We start from the raw sequence: 19,590 nt of genomic DNA on the forward strand, positions 1-19,590 counted from the left end.
TCTATTATGTTTATGAACGCAACTTACTATGATTATTAAATGGGAAGCTTAATGATAAAGTCTGAACCTTGTCCTAGTGCTGAATTTACCTCCAGAGTTCCTCCATGTTTTTCGACAACAATTTGATAGGCAATTGATAATCCTAATCCTGTGCCTTGACCCACAGCCTTGGTGGTGAATAAATAGTCAAAGATTTTTTGCTGGACATCAGCCGACATTCCCACGCCATTATCTTTAATCCGAATCAAGATATGATTTTGATCTTCAGTAAGAGTAGTTTGAATCAAAAGTTGATTGGGATTTGCTTCAATTTCAGTATAGGTGCGTCCTACATTAGACTCCTCTAAAGCATCAATAGCATTAGCTAACAAATTCATAAATACCTGATTTAGTTGTCCGATAAAACATTCTAATTCTGGCAAATTATCATAATCTCTAATTACTTGAATTTCGGGTCGAGACTGAGATGCTTTTAAGCGGTGTTTAAGGATCATGATTGTGCTGTCAATGCCATCATGAATGTTGCAATAAACTTTGCGATCGCTATCTGATCGAGAAAAAGTTCTTAGACTGGTACTAATATTACGAATGCGCTGAACACCATCTTGCATTGAGGAAATTAAATTAGGTAGATCGGAAAGCACATACTTCAAATCTATCGCTACAATTTTCTCTTGAATTTCTGGAACAGGATTAGGATAATGCTGCTGATAGAGATCAATGAGTTTAATCATCTCTTTGAAATATATTGAAGCATGTCCAAGATTTCCATAAATGAAACCAACTGGATTATTAATTTCATGAGCAACTCCTGCTACTAATTGACCAAGGGCAGACATTTTTTCTGTCTGTACAAGCTGAAGTTGAGATTCTTGTAGGTCTTTTAATGCCCTTGACAACGCTGCTGTCCTTTCTGCAACTCGTTTTTCTAAAGTTTTTGTGAGATTTCGTAATTGAAGATGGGTTTTAATTCTAGCTAATAATTCTTCTTCATGAAAAGGTTTGGTGATGTAATCAACTGCACCTATACTTAGACCCTTTACCTTGCTATCCGTATCAGAATTTGCCGTCATAAAAATTACGGGAATATCACAAGTAGCTGAATTTTGCTTCAGCCTTTTACAGGTTTCAAACCCATCTATTCCTGGCATCATTACATCTAGCAAAATCAAATCAGGAAGTCTAGATTGAACCTGCGTAAGTGCCCGTTCTCCATCATTTTGTGTAGTAACTTCAAAGCCGACATTAGTTAATATCTCAAAGACAAATTCTAAATTTGTAGTAGTATCATCTACTACTAAAATTAAATTATCCTCTGGTACATAAAGCGTTTTTATATCTGGCTTGTAATTCATGTATTTAAATTAATCTTACTCCTTGTTACTTATTCACTATTGCCGATGCGATCGCAGCTAAGTCACCTCTATTTTATTGGCACACTGACTGATAAGTTTCTAGTCTGACAATCCTATAGTTCCCAAAAACTCTGACAACAGCAACATTCTCACACCTAATCGACCACGGAGGCGATCGCTATCAGATGGAAATTAACCACCAATCTTCACTTTCATGAGAGTTTACTATCCTCTTTTAATAAGGCGATCGCTCTAAAATTAGTTATTATTACGCTTGTCTTTTTATAAAAGGAATGCTATCAAAGAACAATATTGTTGATACAATAGGTTAATTTTTTAAGTTCGTCAACAGCATTTATCATGAATAGACACAGAGTTAGCTATTTTTATTAAAAAAATATAATTCCATATAATTACGGTTATTTTTTATGAAAAAATATTGCTGACTAGCTAGATACCTTTTGATACATTCATATACGTTTACATACTACTGATAGTGGTGTAAATATAATTTACGCACACTTTAGAAAACCTTGTATTATTGTGAATTTTTCAAAAAACCTTGTTAAAGACTCAGATGATTTTGTTAGCTATCTTATTGAACACTCTAAACTCTTTGGATTAGTCAAATACATGCGTAAGCGTCACCGAGAGATTGACGCTTACAAAGAGCAAATTTGGGCTTTATCTTCTGAAATTGACACCAATAAGCATTGCTGTACCCCTACCGGGTAGTGTATTTACCTAAAAATTGCTGTAAGTTATTGCGATGCCTGCGGCGGTAAACAACGCAGTCAGTTTAATTTCTGTTACTGTACAAGTAAAAGTAGAATCAGTGCCATTGGAAGGATGTCTCATGAATGCTGTGACACCTAAGCGATTTACGATCGCTGAATACCATCGATTGATTGAACTCGGATTTCTGACAGAAGCCAATCATATTGAATTAATTCGAGGTGAACTGATTCAAATGACAGCAAAGCGAACACCTCATACTGTTTGTAGTTCTATCCTGTGCCGTCAATTGGATCGGCTTTTAGGTGATTAAACAGTCATCCGTGGACAAGATCTCATCACCCTTCCTGATCAAAGTGAGCCTGAGCCGGATGTCGTGATTGCACGAGGAAGAGATGAAGACTATCTCGCTCATCATCCCTATCCTGAAGATATTTTGTTGGTTATTGAAATTTCGGATAAAACCCTAGATTACGACCAAACAACTAAACTGTCATTGTATGCCGAAGCCGGAATTTCTGATTACTGGATTGTGAATTTGCCAGCTCGTCAACTTGAGCGTCATAGCCAGCCATATCAAAATGCTCAAAATAAGTTTAACTATCTCAGCAAGCAGATTTCTCTATCTAACCAATCAGTGGCGATTCCTGGATTTGAAGATGCGTTATTGGACTTAAATAGATTGTTTCCAGATAGTCCAGGTGAATAATTTTGTTGGTGCGATCGCTTGTCTACTAAAGTTAGTTAAGCTACTTATGCTTTTGCCATCGCTCAGATAAGTATTGTTATACCTAAAAATACCTCCCTAATACTTGTTGCTGACTCAAAAAATTATTTGAATAGCACGGGTAAATTAAGTAATTAGACAAACTAAACACAAAATGATTTAATTAAAGGTATTGCCCAAACAAACAACTTTTAATATGAGAAAACTGTCTCTAATTCTCCCCTTAGCTATCCTAGCTTTTGGCAGTGTAGTTGTTAAAAGCCAAGAAATTTCCTCACCCAATACTTACACTCAATCTCTTACCCGTGAAGTTTTAGCGAGTGGTTATCCTACTCCAGATAAAAAGCAGATTCTTGAGCTTGTACGCTATACCATCGCACCAAGAAAAAAACTACCTACTCATACTCATCCTGGAATGCAGATTGGACGAGTAGAGGCGGGAACTTTAACTTTTACTGTTGTGAAAGGAGAAGCTAAAGTAACGAAAGCTAACGGCACAGAATTGATTCTTCAAAAAGGGAAAACTATACAGCTTACAGTTGGAGATTCTTTAGTTGAATCTGTCGGAATAGTTCATTATGCAGAAAACCAAACAAACAAACCGATTATTCTGTTGTCTGCTTCTCTATTTAATGCTAATCAACCAAAAGCTATTTTAATCAATCCTGAAAACAGATGAATTTGATCAGAGATTTCGACTTATATCAAAGTTTACTAATTGGTATTTTAAATTACATCACACAGATGACGATATGAGTCGCCATTATCAGCAAAGTACCATCGAGTTGCCATTTAATCGTGTTAACCCTCTCAAGTGAAATGTGGAAGAGGTTAACAACTTTGTAAAGTGTCATAGAAAACTGAAAATTTAAATAATATTCTAAAGAAGGTTTTTCAATCTACTTGTTCTTCTGGCTAAGTGTCTTCATTATTAATTACAAACTAAATTCCGCTGCGCCATCCTCATCCACATCTGCATCCTTAGCAATACCAGTAGCTTTAAATTTAGAGCCATGAATTAATTCAGTAAACGCAATTTCTGAATTTTGGTAAAGAATATTCAGCACACTCATAAAATCTCGCACAATTTCCCCTGGTGTAAGTAATGCTTCTGCACCCAAGCGATTAATAATTTCTTGGACAAACTCCTTCAACTCACGATTTGTCAAAGTCTGTTCATACCCAAAATTGAGTGCATGAATCTCAGCTAAACGTTGCAAAAGCGTCAATATTTCCGCTTCACTCAACGGATTTAGCCGAATCACTGGCCCTAAGTATTCCTGAACATTAGCTTGTGCAACAAAACGACTTTCTTTTGTGCGTCTTTGCCAAGCTTGGTCTGCAAAAAGTCCCCGTTTGGGGTCTTCTAAAAACTTAGTTGTTCCACCAACGACAATACCAAGATGTTCTGCTTTGCACTGCATGGTGTCGTTAAACATTGCCAGGAGTCGATTATAATTCTTTTCCCGCGTGACTGTAGTAGATATTTGATATAAATGTACGGCTTCATCAACTAAAATTAACAGTCCTTTATAGCCAATTTCAGCTACAAATTTCGCAAATAGTTTTATATAGTCATACCAACTATCATCATCAATAATGACCCGCACTCCTAAAGCTGCTTTCGCCTCAACTTTAGTAGTAAATTCTCCACGCAACCAGCGCATCGCGGCATTTTTTAAATTATCATCATCCAATCGGTAGCCACGCCAATAAGCGATAATCACACTACCAAAATCAAAACCGTGAACTAAGTCTTCAATATACTGAACTACTTCCCTAATTTTCGATTCAACTTGGTCATCAAAACCATCGTCATTCGGACGCATTTCAGTTTCTTTAACCACTTCTTGTTGAATTTTATTAATCCATCCTTCTAAAATAGAGACTAAAGCACCACCATCAGGACGAGTTTTTGTCGCTAGGTGACTCATTAATTCTCGATAGGTAGCGACACCTTCATTGTTGCTTCCAGCCAATCGGCGTTCAGGAGATAAATCAGCATCAGCTACTACAAAACCTTGCTCCATAGCTCGGTTGCGAATTAGTTGCAGTAAAAAACTTTTCCCGGAACCGTAGTTACCAATTATGAAGCGAAATGCTGCTACACCTTCTGCAATGTCATCGAGATTTTGTAATAGGCTTTTGAGTTCTTTTTCTCGACCTACTGCTATATATTCAACTCCCACTCTTGGTACTACCCCTGCACCAAGGGAATTGATTAAAGCAGTGGAGATTTTTTTCGAGATTTTGAGCTTTGCCATGTATTACACTTCACTTTATTTTAAACGCATAAGCACACAGTAAAAATACCCCTAGCCTTGGCGAATAGAATTCGCAGCTATACAGACAAAACCCACCTCCGTGGGTTTCAAATTCTTAGAGTCGGTGCCAGCGGACTTCCCTGCCAGATGCTGTTCGCGTTCGTTTGTGTAGCCGCGATTTCTAATCGCCTGGTATATTTCCACTCATTGAGATGCTCGCGTAGGTAAGGTACATATGGGAGCATCTCAATGAGTGTAAAAAGCCTTGTAAAACCTTACCCCAACCCTCTCCGTGGGTTCGGAGAGGGAGCAAGAATCTTGTTTCTCATCTGGTATATTTGCTTTCACTGAGATGCTCCCGGTACATATTCACGTTACTACTAATCTGATGACGGCAATAATAATTTAATTTGACGCAGCATGTCTAGCCATAAGGTCTTCATAGATTGCGATTATTTTTTTCACATGCGTCATATGCTCCTGATAAACTTCTGGACTTTCCGAATCGGAATTAATTATTAATTCACCAATAATATCATTTGCCCGTTCATTTATAGAATCGATTAATAGATTCGGCATGGTGATGTTTGCTTCGGCAAGTTTTTTAATAGCAGCCTTGGGATTATTGTCTTCGACTATAGCTTTTAATACTTGTAACTCATATCCTGGTAAATTTTCTAGAAAAATAGTCCATTCTTCGGGTATATTATCCGATGTATCAACTTCCGAAGTGTCTATGATTGCTGAAGATTCAATCATTTCAGAGAAAGGAAACAATTCAATATCATCTTCTTGCGAATTATCAGATAAAGGTTGTGGATTAAATGTTTCTATTTGTTGGAGTAATTCCCATACTTGATTTTGCAATGAGTCTCGTTCTTCTTGCAATAATGAAACTTGCCCTTGCATCTGTTGCAACTCGGCTTTTTGTTCTGCTAGTTGGGTTTCTGAAGAATTCAGGATAGCTTGGATATTTTCTATTTCGGTTTTTTTCGCTATAAGTAGTTGATTTTTTTGGGTTGTCTCAACTTCTAGATCTTGAATTGCAATTCGCAGCTCGTATAGTCTTTCTTCTAATTGGGGTTTGAGTCTGCCTAAAAGGGTTAAATTACTTTCAACTTCTTCTTTCTCCTTTTGGAGTTCGGAAATTTGACTTTGTAACTGGGTGATTTCAGCACGAGATACATTACAATTGGACTCTAGACGGCGCTTCTCTGCTGTGAGAACAGAAAAAGCATTGTTCAATTCTGCTTGATTTTTCTGCAACTCATTAATTTCAGTTTTTAGGCTACTAATTTCGATTTCTAACTGCTTTTTTTGTCCGGCAAATGTTCTTAATTCTCGATGTAGACTATCTCTTTGGTTACGGCTTTCTGTTACTTGATTTTGCACTTGTTGCGACTCAGTATATAATAAATTATGATGTTCTTCAATTTGATTGATTTCTCTGACAACACGGGCCTTCAATCCCTCCATATCTTTAATTCGCTTGCGGAGAGAACCTAAAACAAACATTTCATAATTTCGGCGTCGCTTATCTACGAATAATGCTGTTGCATAGATAGTAACGGCAGTAATTACACCTGTGAGAAAGGCTTTATTAAAATCCCAGTTTGGTACAAGGCTAAGACCAAAACTCACACTAAAGGCAACTATGCCTAAGATTAATCGATTGCTGATCATTACTGATTGCATATTGCTGGTTTTTAGCGTAGTTAAATTATCAGAATAAGTAGCTCTCATACTAATTCGTAATTCGTAATTCGTAATGACGCTCTCTACGTTCGCGCAGCGTGTCGAAGACAGACGCTAAAAGCGTAGTTTGCTTCTCTGTAAGAGTACGCGGACTCGCTAACGCTGCGCTAACGTAATTCGCAATTAGAACACACAGAGAACAATACTTACTAAAAGATGGCTGCAATCTGTTGTTCTGTTTTGTGAAAAAAGACGTTTTTCCCAAATTTGCTGTCATAGGAGTTCTGAAATCTCTAGTTTGAGTTACTAGTGCATAATATTGTTCTGCAAATAACAAAGAAGTGGAATCATCAATGAATTAATTTTAGTGCTAGGTGTTAGATGTATTGTTATTTGCATGAAGAAGTGTTAAATCTGCTTTTAAAAAATCAACAAACTGCCGTGCTGTGCGTCCAGAACGACCATTGTGGCGAGTTGCCCATTGTAATGCTTGAAATTCCAAATCTTCTTGGGTAATATTAATTTCAGCTTGTGCCGCTAGATGCTGTACAATCTTTAAATAAGTTTTCTGATTGGCTGGTTCAAAGGTCAAGGTTAAACCAAAGCGATCGCTAAACGAAAGCTTCTCCTGCATCGTATCCCAGGCATGGATTTCTTCGTTATCCTTGGGTGCAGGTCTATCTACGAAAAACTCCCGAATCAGGTGACGGCGATTGGAAGTAGCGTAAACAACTACATTTTGAGGCCGCGCGGTTAAATTACCTTCTAAAACTACCTTGAGGGCTTTAAAGGCATCATCATCTTCTTCAAAAGAAAGGTCATCGACAAAGATGATAAATTTTTGTGACACCCCCCGTAAATGTTCCACAATTTTTGGTAACTCTTTTAAATCAGATTTTGCAACTTCCAACAAGCGAAGGCTGTGATTGCTATATTCATTCAACAAAGATTTCACTAAAGAAGATTTGCCAGAACCGCGACTACCGTAAAGTAATACATGCAGTGCCATCTCTCCTGATAATAAAAACTCTGTATTTTTTAGCAAAGCATCTCTTTGAGACTCGTAACCTACAAGCGCACTCAGCTTAATTGGGTCAGAATACCGGATACCGATAAACTGGCCAGCTTGCCAGCGTAAAGCGCGATATTCTGCAAATAAACCAGAGCCATATTGCCGATAATAAGCTGCGAACTCTTTTACAGCATCACCCCAATTATCTAACTCTTGTAGATATGTCGCGAACTTTGTCTCCACTCCTACGAATTCTTGCTCTTTATACCACACTACTGGTGAAATCGGCATATGAGCTACACCTTGTACCCACTCGCTCAAAGAAGCGCTGCTACATTCATAGAGACTTTGCAATATTTGTAAATCATGCTGAACTGCTACTACTAAAGCTGGGGGCAAATCTTCAAATTCTCGTACTTGGGCCAGCTTTGTAAAAGGATTCTCCGAGAAGAGAATTTGAGTAATTAAATAGTCTTCCCAGTTTTGATTTCTAGCAGCCAAAGCGTGGAAGTAACTGCCGTAGGCTTGGAGACAACCCCGTGCATCAGACTCAGTGTAACGTATAGCTTGCAACAGTTCCAGAAATGCCATCGCCACTTCGCCTTGCAGAACAGACTGGTACAGTAGAAGTGAGGCTGCTTGGCGCTGGAGATATTGAACCTTTGTATATGAGGAAGTACTTGCCATTGGCATCGCTTAATTATCCATCAATTAACTGTGTGGTATAGCTAAATAGCTATGGTAAATTGTCTGCTGACCTGGCAGTAAAGTCAAAATCTACATAGGTTTTAACAATGAATTTAGGTATAGTTGCTGCTTTTGCTTACGGCATATTAGCGATTTTTGGTGGCATTATTGGCTACATTCAGGCTAGAAGTAGGGTTTCACTCTTAAGTGGTACTATTAGCGGTTTGTTACTAATAATTGCCGCTTATTTTCAACTACAAGGGCAAACCTGGGGTTCGATTTTATCGGTGTTAGTTACTAGTGTTTTAGTAGTTTTTTTTGTATTTAGACTTGCTAAAACACGTAAGTTTATGCCTGCGGGATTAATGACGATTTTGGGTATGCTGGCATTGGCGGTGATGGTGAATCAACTGGTGGCGAATTGAGGGTTGAAATTTAAACGCAGAGGAACGCAGAGGGAAGCGCAAAGGTACGCAAAGAATTCGCTATAAATTAATGAAATGCTGTACTTAGCGCAAAATCTGGTCAATCATCCGGTTTGCCTGGGAAGCATAGCCGCCGCCAAATAAATTGAAGTGATTCAAAATGTGATACAGGTTATAGAGCGTTTTTCTTTGCTCATAGCCTGGATCTAAAGGAAAGACTTCGTTATAAGTTTTATAAAACGCTGCGGGGAACCCACCAAACAATTCTGTCATGGCAATATCAACTTCGCGATCGCCAAAATAAGTTGCTGGATCAAAAATCACGGGTTCTCCTGAGTTAGTACACCCAGCATTTCCGCCCCATAAGTCGCCATGTACTAAGGAAGGTTGCACCTGGTGCGCCAATAGTTCAGGGATAGCTACGAGTAATTTTTCTGAAGAAGGGAAATTTCCTCCCCGTCGCCTTGCCAACTGAAATTGATAACCCAAGCGATGTTTAATATAAAATTCTGCCCAGTCTGCTGTCCAAGTATTGATTTGGGGCGTGGAACCAATAGTATTGTTAATTTTCCAACCAAAACCTTCGCTGCTGCTAGCTTTATGCATCGCCGCCAACTTGCGCCCCATCTCTTCCCACGAATTGCTGTTACCGCTACCAAGTTCTAACCATTCCAGCACGATGTAGCTAGAATTTTCAGCGACACCCCAACAAATAGTTTTTGGGACACGAATACTAGCTGTTGCTAGCATTTCCTTTAAACTTATTGCCTCAGCCTCAAACATCGCAACTTGGGATGCTTGGTTAATCTTGACGAAGTAGGTTATTTGAGCATTGGAAACAGCATAACCTTGGTTGATGCACCCGCCACCAACCGATCGCCGTTGCTGACTTTGAAATTTTTCGCCTGTCACCTGGGTAATTTGAGCATCGATTTGAGTCCACATGATTAATTTTGGGAGTAGGGAGTGGGGAGTGGGGATGAGGGAGCAGGGGGAGCAGGGGAGGCAGGGGAGGCAGGGGAAGAAGAATTATTGATTAATGCCCAATGCCCAATGCCCAATGCCCCATTTTTAATTTACGGCTTGACGACGACTACACCATAAGCATTTGGGTAAAGATATTCTTTGGCAGCTTGCATCAAGTCAGTTGCATCTTGGCTCTGAATAATCGCCGGGTAGTTAAAGGCAGGTTCCAAATCTCCCACCAAAGACTGATAGTAACCATACAAGTTAGCGCGATCGCTTGGTGTTTCATTACCAAAAATAAATCTGTTCGCTACTCGCCGCCCCACGCGAGCAATTTCTGATTCTGTTACCAACTCGGTTTGGACTTGACCAATGTGTTGAGCGATCGCATCCTCTACTTGTGTTAAATTTTCCACTGCACATTTAGCTGAAATATAAAATATCCCTTGCAGCTGATTGCTCATGTTGCTCACAGAAATTGAAGAAACCAATCCCCGTTCTTCTCGTAAATCCCTCACCAGTCTTGATGTCCGTCCGTGTCCCAAAATTCCTGCTAAAACATCCAGTCCATAAGTGCGATCTAACTGCGTCATTCCTGGAACTCGCCAAACCATCACTAACCTTGCTTGCTGGAGACTTTCATCTATAAATTCTCGACGGACAATTTCTGTAAATGGTGACTCAGTGGGGAGTGGGGAGTGGGGAGTGGGGAGTGGGGAGTGTGTAGAGACGCGATTAATCGCGTCTGTACTGGCTTTTGTAAATCCTTCAGCAACGGTTGCAATTAATTCTTCCACAGGCAAATTGCCCACAGCTACAGCAGTAATTGACTGAGGTTGATACCAATTAGCATGAAAATCCCGCATCTGCTGGGATTTAAGTTCGGCAATCACCGATTCTGGCCCTAATACCGCACGGCGATAAGGTAACTCATCAAACGCTGTCTCCATCGCCCGTCGAAATGTCCGGCGCTGGGGATTATCCTCTGAACGCCTAATTTCTTCTAAAACTACTAATCGCTCACGTTCAAAAGCATCATCAGGAATACTAGCATTAGATACTACATCTATTTGTAGTGGAGCAAGCTCTGCAAAATCTTTAGGCGCAGTAGTTATATAGTAATGTGTATAATCTTGGCTAGTAGCGGCATTGGTAACAGCACCGCGCTCTTCAATTCGACGTTCAAATTCGCCGCTAGCCAGTCGCTCTGTTCCTTTAAAAATCATATGCTCTAAAAAGTGAGCCATGCCGTTAATGGCATCAGATTCTACTGCTGAACCAACTTTAAGCCATAGGTTCAGGTTTACAGCTTCAACTGGCATCTGCTCGGCGATGATTGTCAAACCATTAGGCAACTGATGCAGGGTTGGGGTATTAAGACGAGGAAATTTCGGCAGGGTTGAAGTCATTGCTACTTGTGCGAGGAGCTATGTTACTCCTTTATCTTATCCGTCACCGAAAATCATAGAGCGCAAGCCCCTGTTTTCAAGTAGCGATCGCTAGTTTACCCAGTGCGTCAATGTTGCTTGAAGAGTGTAGCAATATACTGTCAGTAGACCGAAAAGTTCTGCGATCGCCGTGCGGGGGTTCCAAGAGTTCAGGCGACTGACGTGCGGTTAGAAACCACCCTTTTTACCGGATATTAGTCTCTAGATCGCATCACCCTATGTTAACGAGAGTAAGGGTTATTGAAGGTTTCCCAAGCAGCGATCGCCGCCTTTTGCAGGCGAAAGCTGAAGTCTACGACATCTTTCATCATTAAGTGCCAGTTTCTCTCAGCCTCGTCCTGAATTATCGCCCAAGCATCTTCTAAGCGATCGTGTTCCACCAGTTTCCTTCCTTCAATTAATTCCCGTGCTTGTCGCACAGCTTTCAAATAGGTTTCACGGGTGAGAGTACCTGCTGACTCAGCTTGAGCGCGTCTTTTTAGCGCCTCAATCAGGGCTTTGGTTTCGCGCTTCACCTCATCACTTTCGCCAACCATTTCGGTTTCTACTAATTCGTTGGTTGCAGAACTAATTTCTACAATTACTATCGATTCGGTAGATTCAATTAGTGTCGGTTCAAAGGATTTGATATTGTTAGCAGTCATAGTTAAAACATCCTTATTTGCAAAGCTTACTCTCGGATGAAAACTGCACCCTGTAGTGATAATCATTAGTCATTGTTAATTTTACAAAGGACAAATGACTAATGAAAAATGACAAATGACAAATTAATAAGCTTTTGTTGGCAATTGTTGCTCTAATTTAAGCAATGCTGCAACTCGCACTTCTGTAGCAGGGTGACTGGAAAACAAGTTACCCAGAAACTGCCCAGAGATGGAATTGATAATTAATAATGGCTCAAATGCTGGATTGGCATTTAAAGGCATCTGCTTTGCTGAAGTTTCTAATCGTTGTAGCGCTCTGGCTAAAGCGCGGGGATTACCAGTTAATCTCGCAGAACCGGCATCGGCCGAGAATTCTCGTGTGCGCGAAATTGCTAACTGAATAATCGTCGCAGCCACTGGCGCAAGCATTACTGTTAACAAAACACCCAAAGGATTTGCACCTTTGTTGTCATCTCGTGAACCACCGCCAAACCATAAGCTGTAACTCACCATTTGCGCTAGGAATGAGATCGCACCAGCAACAGTAGCAGCAACAGCTTGTGTGAGGGTGTCACGATTAATAATGTGGGTAAGTTCGTGGGCGATAACGCCTTCGAGTTCGTCCTCTGGCAATATATTCAAAATGCCTTCGGTGACAGCCACAGCAGCGTGTTCTGGATCGCGCCCTGTAGCGAAGGCGTTAGCACCTTGGCTAGGAACAATGTAAACTTTGGGCATGGGAATGTTAGCGCGATCGCTCAATCTCTGCACCATCCGATAAAGTCCTGGTGCTTCCCTTTCACTCACAGACTGGGCGCGGTATACAGCCAGCGCAATCTTATCTGATTGATACCAGGAAAACAGGTTTGTTACTGCTGCTAAAGCTATTCCTATGATCAAGCCACTATAACCGCCAATTACCCAGTAACTAATTGCGATTAAAAGACCACTTAGCGCAGCTAGTAAAGCAGCTGTTTTAAATTGATTTGTCATCTTTTCGCTCTCCTGCTAATGCTGTATAAATTTTTTAGAAAACAGCATTAGTTCAGCTATATTTTGATTGTATCCAGCTAAACTTAGATATATGGTACAGAAAACCTATCAGATAAGTACGGTTTTCCTACTGAAGTTAGAGAAATGTCAGCGAATTTAGATGAACTTACATGAATATAATTTATGTTTTTTGAATATTTTTCTATTAAATAATATTGATTTACAGCTATTGCAGAAAAACACCTCTATCTGTAGTAGTAAATAATTAAAAAGTTGGTAGCTACGTATAGAATATAAGTTTGATTTTAAGATTTTCTAAGGTTTTATCAATTGCCTCTTCACTAGCTTGATCAATAGTTTCAATTTTGCCAAATGCTGCTGCAAGTCTTCTCGCCGTGGTAGTACGCACACCGACTGCTGTAGGTAGAGTGCGCCCAATTTTTTAAGTTTGCGTCAATGTTAAAAGCAATACAAATGCAAAAATGCTATTGTTGAATTAATTAAATAGTATTTATGGCGATGGAGCTCGCCAAAACCGCCTTTCCAGTACGGGTTAAATTCATAACTGGAAGACTGATGGCTCCTACTTTCCTCGCTGACTGCGGGAGGGTAGGGCTTGGCTAAATGCATTACCTGACTCCCCTGTAGAAAGTTTAAGTCTACAAATCGCACCTCAAAGAGTCATGGTATGAAACACTTTCGTCAATTTGAACCATTTATTGCATTACCCCACCTGATTAAGTGGTTGCCTATTTCCTTTGTGGTTGGCATTCTTGCTGGAACAGCTTCTGCGGCTCTTTTAGCATCATTGGAATGGGCAACTAATTGGCGAGAATCGCATCGGTGGATCATCGCCTTGCTGCCGCTTGGTGGTTTCTTGAGTGGTTGGATTTATCATCAGTTCGGTCGGACTGTAGAAGCCGGAAATAACCTTTTACTTGAAGAAATTCATAATCCAAAAAATATTATTCCCTTCCGTATGGCTCCTCTTGTTTTGCTAGGAACAGACCTTACACATTTATTTGGAGGTTCAGCCGGTCGTGAAGGTACAGCATTGCAAATGGGTGCAACTTTTTCAGACCAGCTAACTAAAATATTACATTTTCAAGGAGCCAACCGACGAATTTTGTTAACCGCAGGTATCAGTGGAGGATTCGCTTCAGTTTTCGGTACTCCCTTAGCTGGAACAGTATTTGGTCTAGAAGTTTTAGCAATTGGTAAAATTAATTATGATGCCCTTTTTCCTTCTTTGATTGCTGCGATCGTTGGAAATCAAGTAACCTTGATATTGGGTTTGCATCATACAGCATACCAACATGCTCCGTCTATACCGACAATGACAATTTGGGGACTGATTTCGGCGATTATTGCAGGTGCAATCTTTGGAATAATTGCCCGACTTTTTGCTCAATTAACTCACAAAATTAGTCACTTCTTTAAAGCAAAGATATCTTATCCTCCAATGCGTCCTTTAATAGGCGGTGCAATAATAGCAGCAATTGTTGGATTGAGTGGAACAACCAAGTACATTGGGCTTGGTATCCCAACCATCGTTGATTCCTTCCACACTCAGCTACCTCCTTGGGATTTTGCAGCCAAATTGGGTATGACAGCTTTAACTCTAGGAGCAGGTTTTAAGGGTGGGGAAGTAACCCCTTTGTTTTTTATTGGTGCAACTTTAGGTAATGCTTTGTCGTTGCTTTTAGCATTACCTGCACCACTGTTAGCAGGAATGGGATTTGTGGGTGTGTTTGCAGGTGCAGCAAATACACCTTTGGCATCCACATTAATGGGGATTGAATTATTTGGTCTGGAATCGGGGCTATTTATTGCTATTGGCTGTGTAGTGAGCTACTTATTTTCAGGTCATTCAGGAATTTACTCTGCACAGCGTATTGGGTTGAGTAAATACTCTGCTGTATATTTAGAAGAAGGGGTAACTTTAGCTAATTATGGACAACCAAAAGTTGAGCCGAAAATTGATTTACCTGATGATGGCGAAGAAGGAGGAAATAATTCTCAGGAATAATTTTTTGATGGAATTCATGGATAATTAGGAAAGTGCTTAGTTTACCGCCGTAGGCATCGCATAGTTAGAGTAGTCATGTATGCGCGATCGCTATTGTATAAAGGAAAGTAGCTAGTCAATCAAAAGGAGAGCAGCAAATCGTACATAAATTTGCTGGGCAAAAGGTGTCTGAAATCCTGAAGTACAAGAAGGGTAGTATAAAACAGGCTCCACTCCCAGAAAAATCGCCCAGTTGGGATGAGTTTTGTGAAATGTTATGGGAAGAGATTGAAGCGGGAGCAGAAGTAAATCAACCGGGTTTTAAAGTTGTTCGCAAGTTATTAAGCGATAAGAGGTTTGACAAATGAAGAATCATGGATTTGGCAAACTAGTTACTTTTCTAAATCAATTGGAACAAGAGAAAATTAATTATACTTTAGCTCATCAGCGGGATGAAACGATTATGGTAAATGTGGCAGTGGCTGGGGAACGATGGGAAGTAGAATTTTTTGAGGATGGTTCGGTTGAGGTAGAACGATTTGTTAGTAGTGGAGAGATTAATGGGGAAGAGGTTTTTACTGAGTTATTTGCTATGTATTCAGAGCCAGAAACTAATTCTGCCAAACATATCCAAAACGCTAAGTTTACAACCACGATGTGAAGGCGATCGCACTGCATCTTACCAGAAAAATCGCACTATTAATTTCAAAGTACATAAAGTATTAATTGTCAGTTAACTTTAACCCAAAAAATCTTTGATTGTTCTCGAAAGAGTTATAGTTTTTGCAGATGCACGATCATAATTTTTATTCACTGCCTTATCAATAATTTCTGTAGTTCTCAAGAAAGCTTCTTTACATTTATTTTCGTCAGATAAAGTTTTTTCCATGTCTTCACAATATTTAATAAACTTATTTGAGTTTATAGGAGGCATATCCTTGCCTGAAACTTGAATTCTAAAAATATTAAGCATATGATATTTAAAAGGTTTATATTTTCCTTCTATCTGCCTTTTCCTAAAAAATGCTTCTAAACGAAATTTTGCATATGCACTGACGTAATATCCTATTGGATCATGAGCAGATAAAAATATCTTTTTTCTAGTTTCTTCTTGCAAGTTTGCACGATATCTACCTGCATTATGAGCTTGGTCAAGAAACATAGAAGCAAAGCATCTCATTTGAGATGGTATATCTACTATTCTGATTTTCTCAATGCCTTGAATTCCATTAAATTGTCTCGGTCTTCTTTCGTAGAATAACTGTTTCTCTTCTGGTATAGACTTATAATATTCCTCAAGTTTTTTTTGAAAATCAGTTAATGCTTCAAGCTCTTCAATCTTTACTGGTGTTTGCCTATTATTAGCTTTAATTATATTATTTTTTAATTTACTATCACGAGCTAAAGCAATTATTTTGATTGGTATATAAAGGGAATCATCAATTGATTTTTGATTGTAGTATAGAACGTGACTAGTTTGACATCCATTAACTATCTGATAATCTGTAATAGTCATCTTATCGCCAACAACATTAATATCTTCTGCAACAATAGTTATACCATTGTTATATAATACAAATGATTTATGATTATCAGATTTTATTGTTGCCTCTATTTCCTGATTAACTTCGTTATCAACATCAAAATCCCGAACATTGTCATAGAATAATCCTTTGATTATATTAGCAGATTCGTCAATGATCAATTTTAAATATTCACGCGCTGGTAAAATTCCAATATATGCCTCTCTTACATCTTCTATTTCAGGGAGCGCAGTACGTTTCTCAAACCTAATTTCTCTTGAAATTTTATTATTTGCTAATCGATATAAATTTTGAAGATTCTCAGCATCAATAGGATTAAATAATACGTTTTCAAATATTTGTATATCTTCAAGATTTCTCTTTAAAGATTCTATAGTTCCTTTAAGATGCTGATCGTCAAGCCATTTACCAGTTGTGACATAGTACAATTTACATATTGGATTTCTAGTTTTAAAAAGATTGCTTTTATTATATATGAGTTCCATGATCTCAGATTTATAGCTTACTTGCTCATTTTCAGGTAATCCAGAATTTTCAATAAAAAATTCTTTGGAACCTAATAAAAACTTGGCAATATCACCTGCATCAAAACTACTACTCGTCTTAGATTGAATTAAAATAAATTCAACGTCTAAATATTTATTTCGTTTTTCTAAATCTTCAAGTTCTTCTTTTGAGTTAATTAAATTACCGTTAACAATAATTGCAATCCCATCTAAGGCTTTATCAGCTCCACCTCCAACGTGAATATCTTCAAGTGTAAATGATTCATTGTATTCTTTAGAAACTATGCAATAATTAACAAAATGCTCAAAAAGCTCTGATTGTCCTAAGTCTTCAGGAAAAGACTGTTCTTGTTTAAAAGCATTTAACAAGCCAACTGTGATCCTGTCCATAATTTTTTTTGTTATCTAAATATAAACAAATTATACCGAGTCTAAGTAAAAAAATAGGTTTTCAGTGTGATTGCTAACACAAATATACAAACTATCTCTTGAAGTTGGTATCTCCCTAACTATTTCCCGAAATGCGATCGCACCTTTTACTACCTATTTTTATTTACTAAATTATTGCTTCCAATTCTTCCAAAGCTTGAAAACTTCCTACTTGCCAACTACGTTCCACAGCAGCAGGGATAATCTGAGTAATAGCTATATCTGCAAAATTAGGACTAGTATTAGATTTTATGTATTTCCCATCTCTCAGCAAATAAATAGAAAGGCTCCCGCTATCGTAAAGCCACAGTTCTGGGACTCCAATAGCTTCATAAGCATCAAGAGTAGTTTTTGATGTGACATCAGTCTCAATCGCTAAATCTGGCGGCGGATCATCAGCTTGCAAGCGACGATGACCAATCATTTGTTGATAATTCTGAATATAAAAGCAAGCATCAGGTTCAACTCCTGCGACACCTTGCCGTTTAAAGGTGGTGGAACCAAAAGGTTGGTATCTGATATCTTTAGCCTTCAGCAATATTTTGACAATATCAGAAATTAAATCTTTCGGTATTTCATGTTCTGGTAAAGGAGCCATAATTTCTAAAGCACCCTGGCTGTAGGCAATTCGTGTAGTTCTTTTTTCTCCCAATTCTTGTAAAATCGATTCAAATTCTTCCCAGCTAACATCTGGAATGGTCACGGTACTACCAGGTGCTAACTGCATTTGGCTAACAGGTTTGAAAACGGGGATAGCAGCAGTCATAACCAGAATATAAGTAAGCTGAGTTTAAATAATTATCTATCAGGTTGCGGTGGATAATATAGCCCACCGTAACCTTTAGACTAATAGATTGAGTTTAACAAAAGCGACTCAAACCCAGCGCCTTACATTTTAAACTTCTCGGTAATCCGCTTCATCGCCTCTTCCACATTTTCCCGACTATTAAACGCTGAGATGCGGAAGTAACCTTCACCCGCAGCACCAAAGCCAGAACCAGGTGTCCCCACAACGTTAACAGTTTGCAGCAACTTATCAAAGAATTCCCAACTCGATAAACCATTAGGCGTTTTCACCCAGACATAAGGTGCATTCACGCCACCATAAACTAATAATCCGGCGGTTGTGAGTTTCTCGCGGATAATTTTGGCGTTTTCTAAATAGAAATTAACCAATCCTTTGATTTGTACCTGTCCTTCTTCAGAGTAAACCGCTTCGGCTCCTCGTTGGACGATGTAAGAAACGCCATTAAATTTGGTAGACTGGCGACGATTCCAGAGTTTCCACAGTTCTACATCGGAACCATCGGCAGCTTTTGCTGTGAGTGTTTTCGGTACCACAGTTAACGCGCAACGGGTTCCTGTAAAACCTGCATTCTTGGAGAAAGACCGAAACTCGATCGCAACTTCCCTAGCACCTTCAATTTCATAAATTGAGTGAGGAATCGACGGATCGGTAATGTAAGCTTCGTAGGCTGCATCAAAGAAAATAATCGAGTTATTAGCTTTGGCATACTCCACCCATGCTTTGAGATATTCTTTAGTAGCAGTTGCGCCAGTGGGGTTATTGGGAAAGCAGAGATAAATTAAATCGACTTTCTTTGAGGGAATCTCGGCGGTGAAGTTGTTATCAGCCGTAATTGGTAGATAAACTAAACCCTCAAACTCGCCTTTATCGTTGGCATCCCCAGTATTTCCCACCATAACGTTCGTGTCTACATACACGGGATAAACTGGGTCAGTAACGGCAATGATGTTGTCATGTCCAAAGATTTCCAAAATGTTACCTGTGTCGCATTTGGAACCGTCGGAGATAAAGATTTCTGAAGCATCGATCGCGGCTCCCCGTGCTTGGAAATCTTGAGTAGCAATTTTCTCTCGTAACCAGGCGTAGCCTTGCTCTGGGCCGTAGCCTTTGAAGGTATTGCGATCGCCCATTTCTTCCACAGCTTTAATCATAGCTGTGCGGCAAGCCTCCGGCAGAGGTTCAGTAACATCGCCAATGCCCAGCCGGATGACCTTAGCATCAGGATTCGCTTCTCCAAAGGCATTCACCCGCCGAGCAATTTCTGGAAACAGATAACCCGCTTTCAGTTTCAGGTAGTTGTCGTTAATAGTTGCCATATCTAGATTATGAAAAACGCCCTCAAAC

17 protein-coding genes, 1 pseudogene and 1 riboswitch are annotated in these 19,590 nt (G+C 39.2%); of the genes and pseudogenes, 6 read left to right on the top strand and 12 right to left on the bottom strand.

Annotation, left to right across the window (positions count from 1 at the left end; all coding sequences use genetic code 11):
* Positions 1–35: 35 nt before the first annotated feature.
* Entirely contained in the window at positions 36–1,355 is a 1,320-nt protein-coding gene (locus PUQ00_RS14190; protein ID WP_300417432.1) for a response regulator, read from the bottom strand.
* Positions 1,356–2,211: 856 nt separating this feature from the next.
* Between PUQ00_RS14190 and PUQ00_RS14195 the strand changes: the two are divergent.
* Together PUQ00_RS14195 and PUQ00_RS14200 are read left to right on the top strand one after the other, a co-directional pair.
* Positions 2,212–2,799, top strand: a pseudogene (locus tag PUQ00_RS14195) (Uma2 family endonuclease).
* A gap of 214 nt (positions 2,800–3,013) precedes the next feature.
* Positions 3,014–3,496 carry a cupin domain-containing protein gene (locus tag PUQ00_RS14200; protein WP_300417435.1) on the top strand — a complete coding sequence of 161 codons (483 nt, stop codon included), beginning with the start codon at positions 3,014–3,016 and terminating at the stop codon, positions 3,494–3,496.
* A 256-nt stretch (positions 3,497–3,752) separates the two neighbouring features.
* Here the strand turns inward: PUQ00_RS14200 and PUQ00_RS14205 are convergent, their stop codons facing one another.
* The 3 genes from PUQ00_RS14205 to PUQ00_RS14215 form a co-directional block, all read right to left on the bottom strand.
* Positions 3,753–5,081 (bottom strand): ATP-binding protein, encoded by a 1,329-nt coding sequence (locus PUQ00_RS14205; protein WP_300417438.1) that lies wholly within the window; start codon positions 5,079–5,081, stop codon positions 3,753–3,755.
* A gap of 405 nt (positions 5,082–5,486) precedes the next feature.
* Positions 5,487–6,776, bottom strand: a complete 1,290-nt coding sequence (locus tag PUQ00_RS14210) for a tellurite resistance TerB C-terminal domain-containing protein (RefSeq protein ID WP_300417440.1) — start codon at positions 6,774–6,776, stop codon at positions 5,487–5,489.
* Positions 6,777–7,146: 370 nt separating this feature from the next.
* On the bottom strand, positions 7,147–8,481 hold the full coding sequence (locus PUQ00_RS14215) for an ATP-binding protein (RefSeq protein ID WP_300417442.1): 1,335 nt from the start codon (positions 8,479–8,481) through the stop codon (positions 7,147–7,149).
* A gap of 101 nt (positions 8,482–8,582) precedes the next feature.
* On the opposite strand from PUQ00_RS14215, the gene PUQ00_RS14220 reads away from it, so the two are divergent.
* Positions 8,583–8,900, top strand: a complete 318-nt coding sequence (locus PUQ00_RS14220) for a TMEM14 family protein (protein ID WP_300417445.1) — start codon at positions 8,583–8,585, stop codon at positions 8,898–8,900.
* 84 nt (positions 8,901–8,984) lie between these two features.
* Here the strand turns inward: PUQ00_RS14220 and PUQ00_RS14225 are convergent, their stop codons facing one another.
* Positions 8,985–9,845 (bottom strand): fructosamine kinase family protein, encoded by an 861-nt coding sequence (locus PUQ00_RS14225; protein ID WP_300417447.1) that lies wholly within the window; start codon positions 9,843–9,845, stop codon positions 8,985–8,987.
* Positions 9,846–9,866: 21 nt separating this feature from the next.
* Between PUQ00_RS14225 and PUQ00_RS14230 the strand changes: the two genes are divergently transcribed.
* Positions 9,867–10,004: a hypothetical protein gene (locus PUQ00_RS14230; RefSeq protein WP_300417450.1), complete on the top strand. Its 138-nt coding sequence runs from the start codon at positions 9,867–9,869 to the stop codon at positions 10,002–10,004.
* On the opposite strand, the gene PUQ00_RS14235 is transcribed toward PUQ00_RS14230, so the two are convergent.
* From PUQ00_RS14235 to PUQ00_RS14250, 4 genes are all read right to left on the bottom strand, one after another.
* A complete protein-coding gene (locus PUQ00_RS14235) occupies positions 9,977–11,275 on the bottom strand; it encodes a pitrilysin family protein (protein WP_300417453.1) in 1,299 nt (432 codons plus the stop codon). The genes PUQ00_RS14230 and PUQ00_RS14235 overlap by 28 nt on opposite strands.
* Positions 11,276–11,535: 260 nt before the next feature.
* Positions 11,536–11,958, bottom strand: coding sequence for a hypothetical protein (locus PUQ00_RS14240; protein ID WP_300417456.1), 423 nt, complete (start codon positions 11,956–11,958; stop codon positions 11,536–11,538).
* Positions 11,959–12,081: 123 nt separating this feature from the next.
* Positions 12,082–12,951 (bottom strand): zinc metalloprotease HtpX, encoded by an 870-nt coding sequence (locus PUQ00_RS14245; RefSeq protein ID WP_300417458.1) that lies wholly within the window; start codon positions 12,949–12,951, stop codon positions 12,082–12,084.
* A 280-nt stretch (positions 12,952–13,231) separates the two neighbouring features.
* A complete protein-coding gene (locus tag PUQ00_RS14250) occupies positions 13,232–13,360 on the bottom strand; it encodes a hypothetical protein (protein ID WP_300417461.1) in 129 nt (42 codons plus the stop codon).
* Positions 13,361–13,457: 97 nt separating this feature from the next.
* Positions 13,458–13,544, top strand: a riboswitch (Fluoride riboswitch).
* 95 nt (positions 13,545–13,639) lie between these two features.
* Here PUQ00_RS14250 and PUQ00_RS14255 point away from each other — a divergent pair.
* Positions 13,640–14,980 (top strand): voltage-gated chloride channel family protein, encoded by a 1,341-nt coding sequence (locus PUQ00_RS14255; protein ID WP_300417464.1) that lies wholly within the window; start codon positions 13,640–13,642, stop codon positions 14,978–14,980.
* Positions 14,981–15,323: 343 nt separating this feature from the next.
* Positions 15,324–15,620: a hypothetical protein gene (locus tag PUQ00_RS14260; RefSeq protein WP_300417467.1), complete on the top strand. Its 297-nt coding sequence runs from the start codon at positions 15,324–15,326 to the stop codon at positions 15,618–15,620.
* 78 nt (positions 15,621–15,698) lie between these two features.
* Here the strand turns inward: PUQ00_RS14260 and PUQ00_RS14265 are convergent, their stop codons facing one another.
* The 3 genes from PUQ00_RS14265 to PUQ00_RS14275 form a co-directional block, all read right to left on the bottom strand.
* Entirely contained in the window at positions 15,699–17,399 is a 1,701-nt protein-coding gene (locus tag PUQ00_RS14265) for an AIPR family protein (RefSeq protein WP_300417470.1), read from the bottom strand.
* A gap of 166 nt (positions 17,400–17,565) precedes the next feature.
* On the bottom strand, positions 17,566–18,204 hold the full coding sequence (locus tag PUQ00_RS14270; protein ID WP_300417473.1) for a Uma2 family endonuclease: 639 nt from the start codon (positions 18,202–18,204) through the stop codon (positions 17,566–17,568).
* Between the two features lie 122 nt (positions 18,205–18,326).
* Positions 18,327–19,562 (bottom strand): LL-diaminopimelate aminotransferase, encoded by a 1,236-nt coding sequence (locus PUQ00_RS14275; protein ID WP_300417476.1) that lies wholly within the window; start codon positions 19,560–19,562, stop codon positions 18,327–18,329.
* Positions 19,563–19,590 lie beyond the last annotated feature (28 nt).

Source organism: Nostoc sp. S13 (assembly GCF_029379315.1).
Taxonomy (GTDB): Bacteria; Cyanobacteriota; Cyanobacteriia; order Cyanobacteriales; family Nostocaceae; genus Nostoc.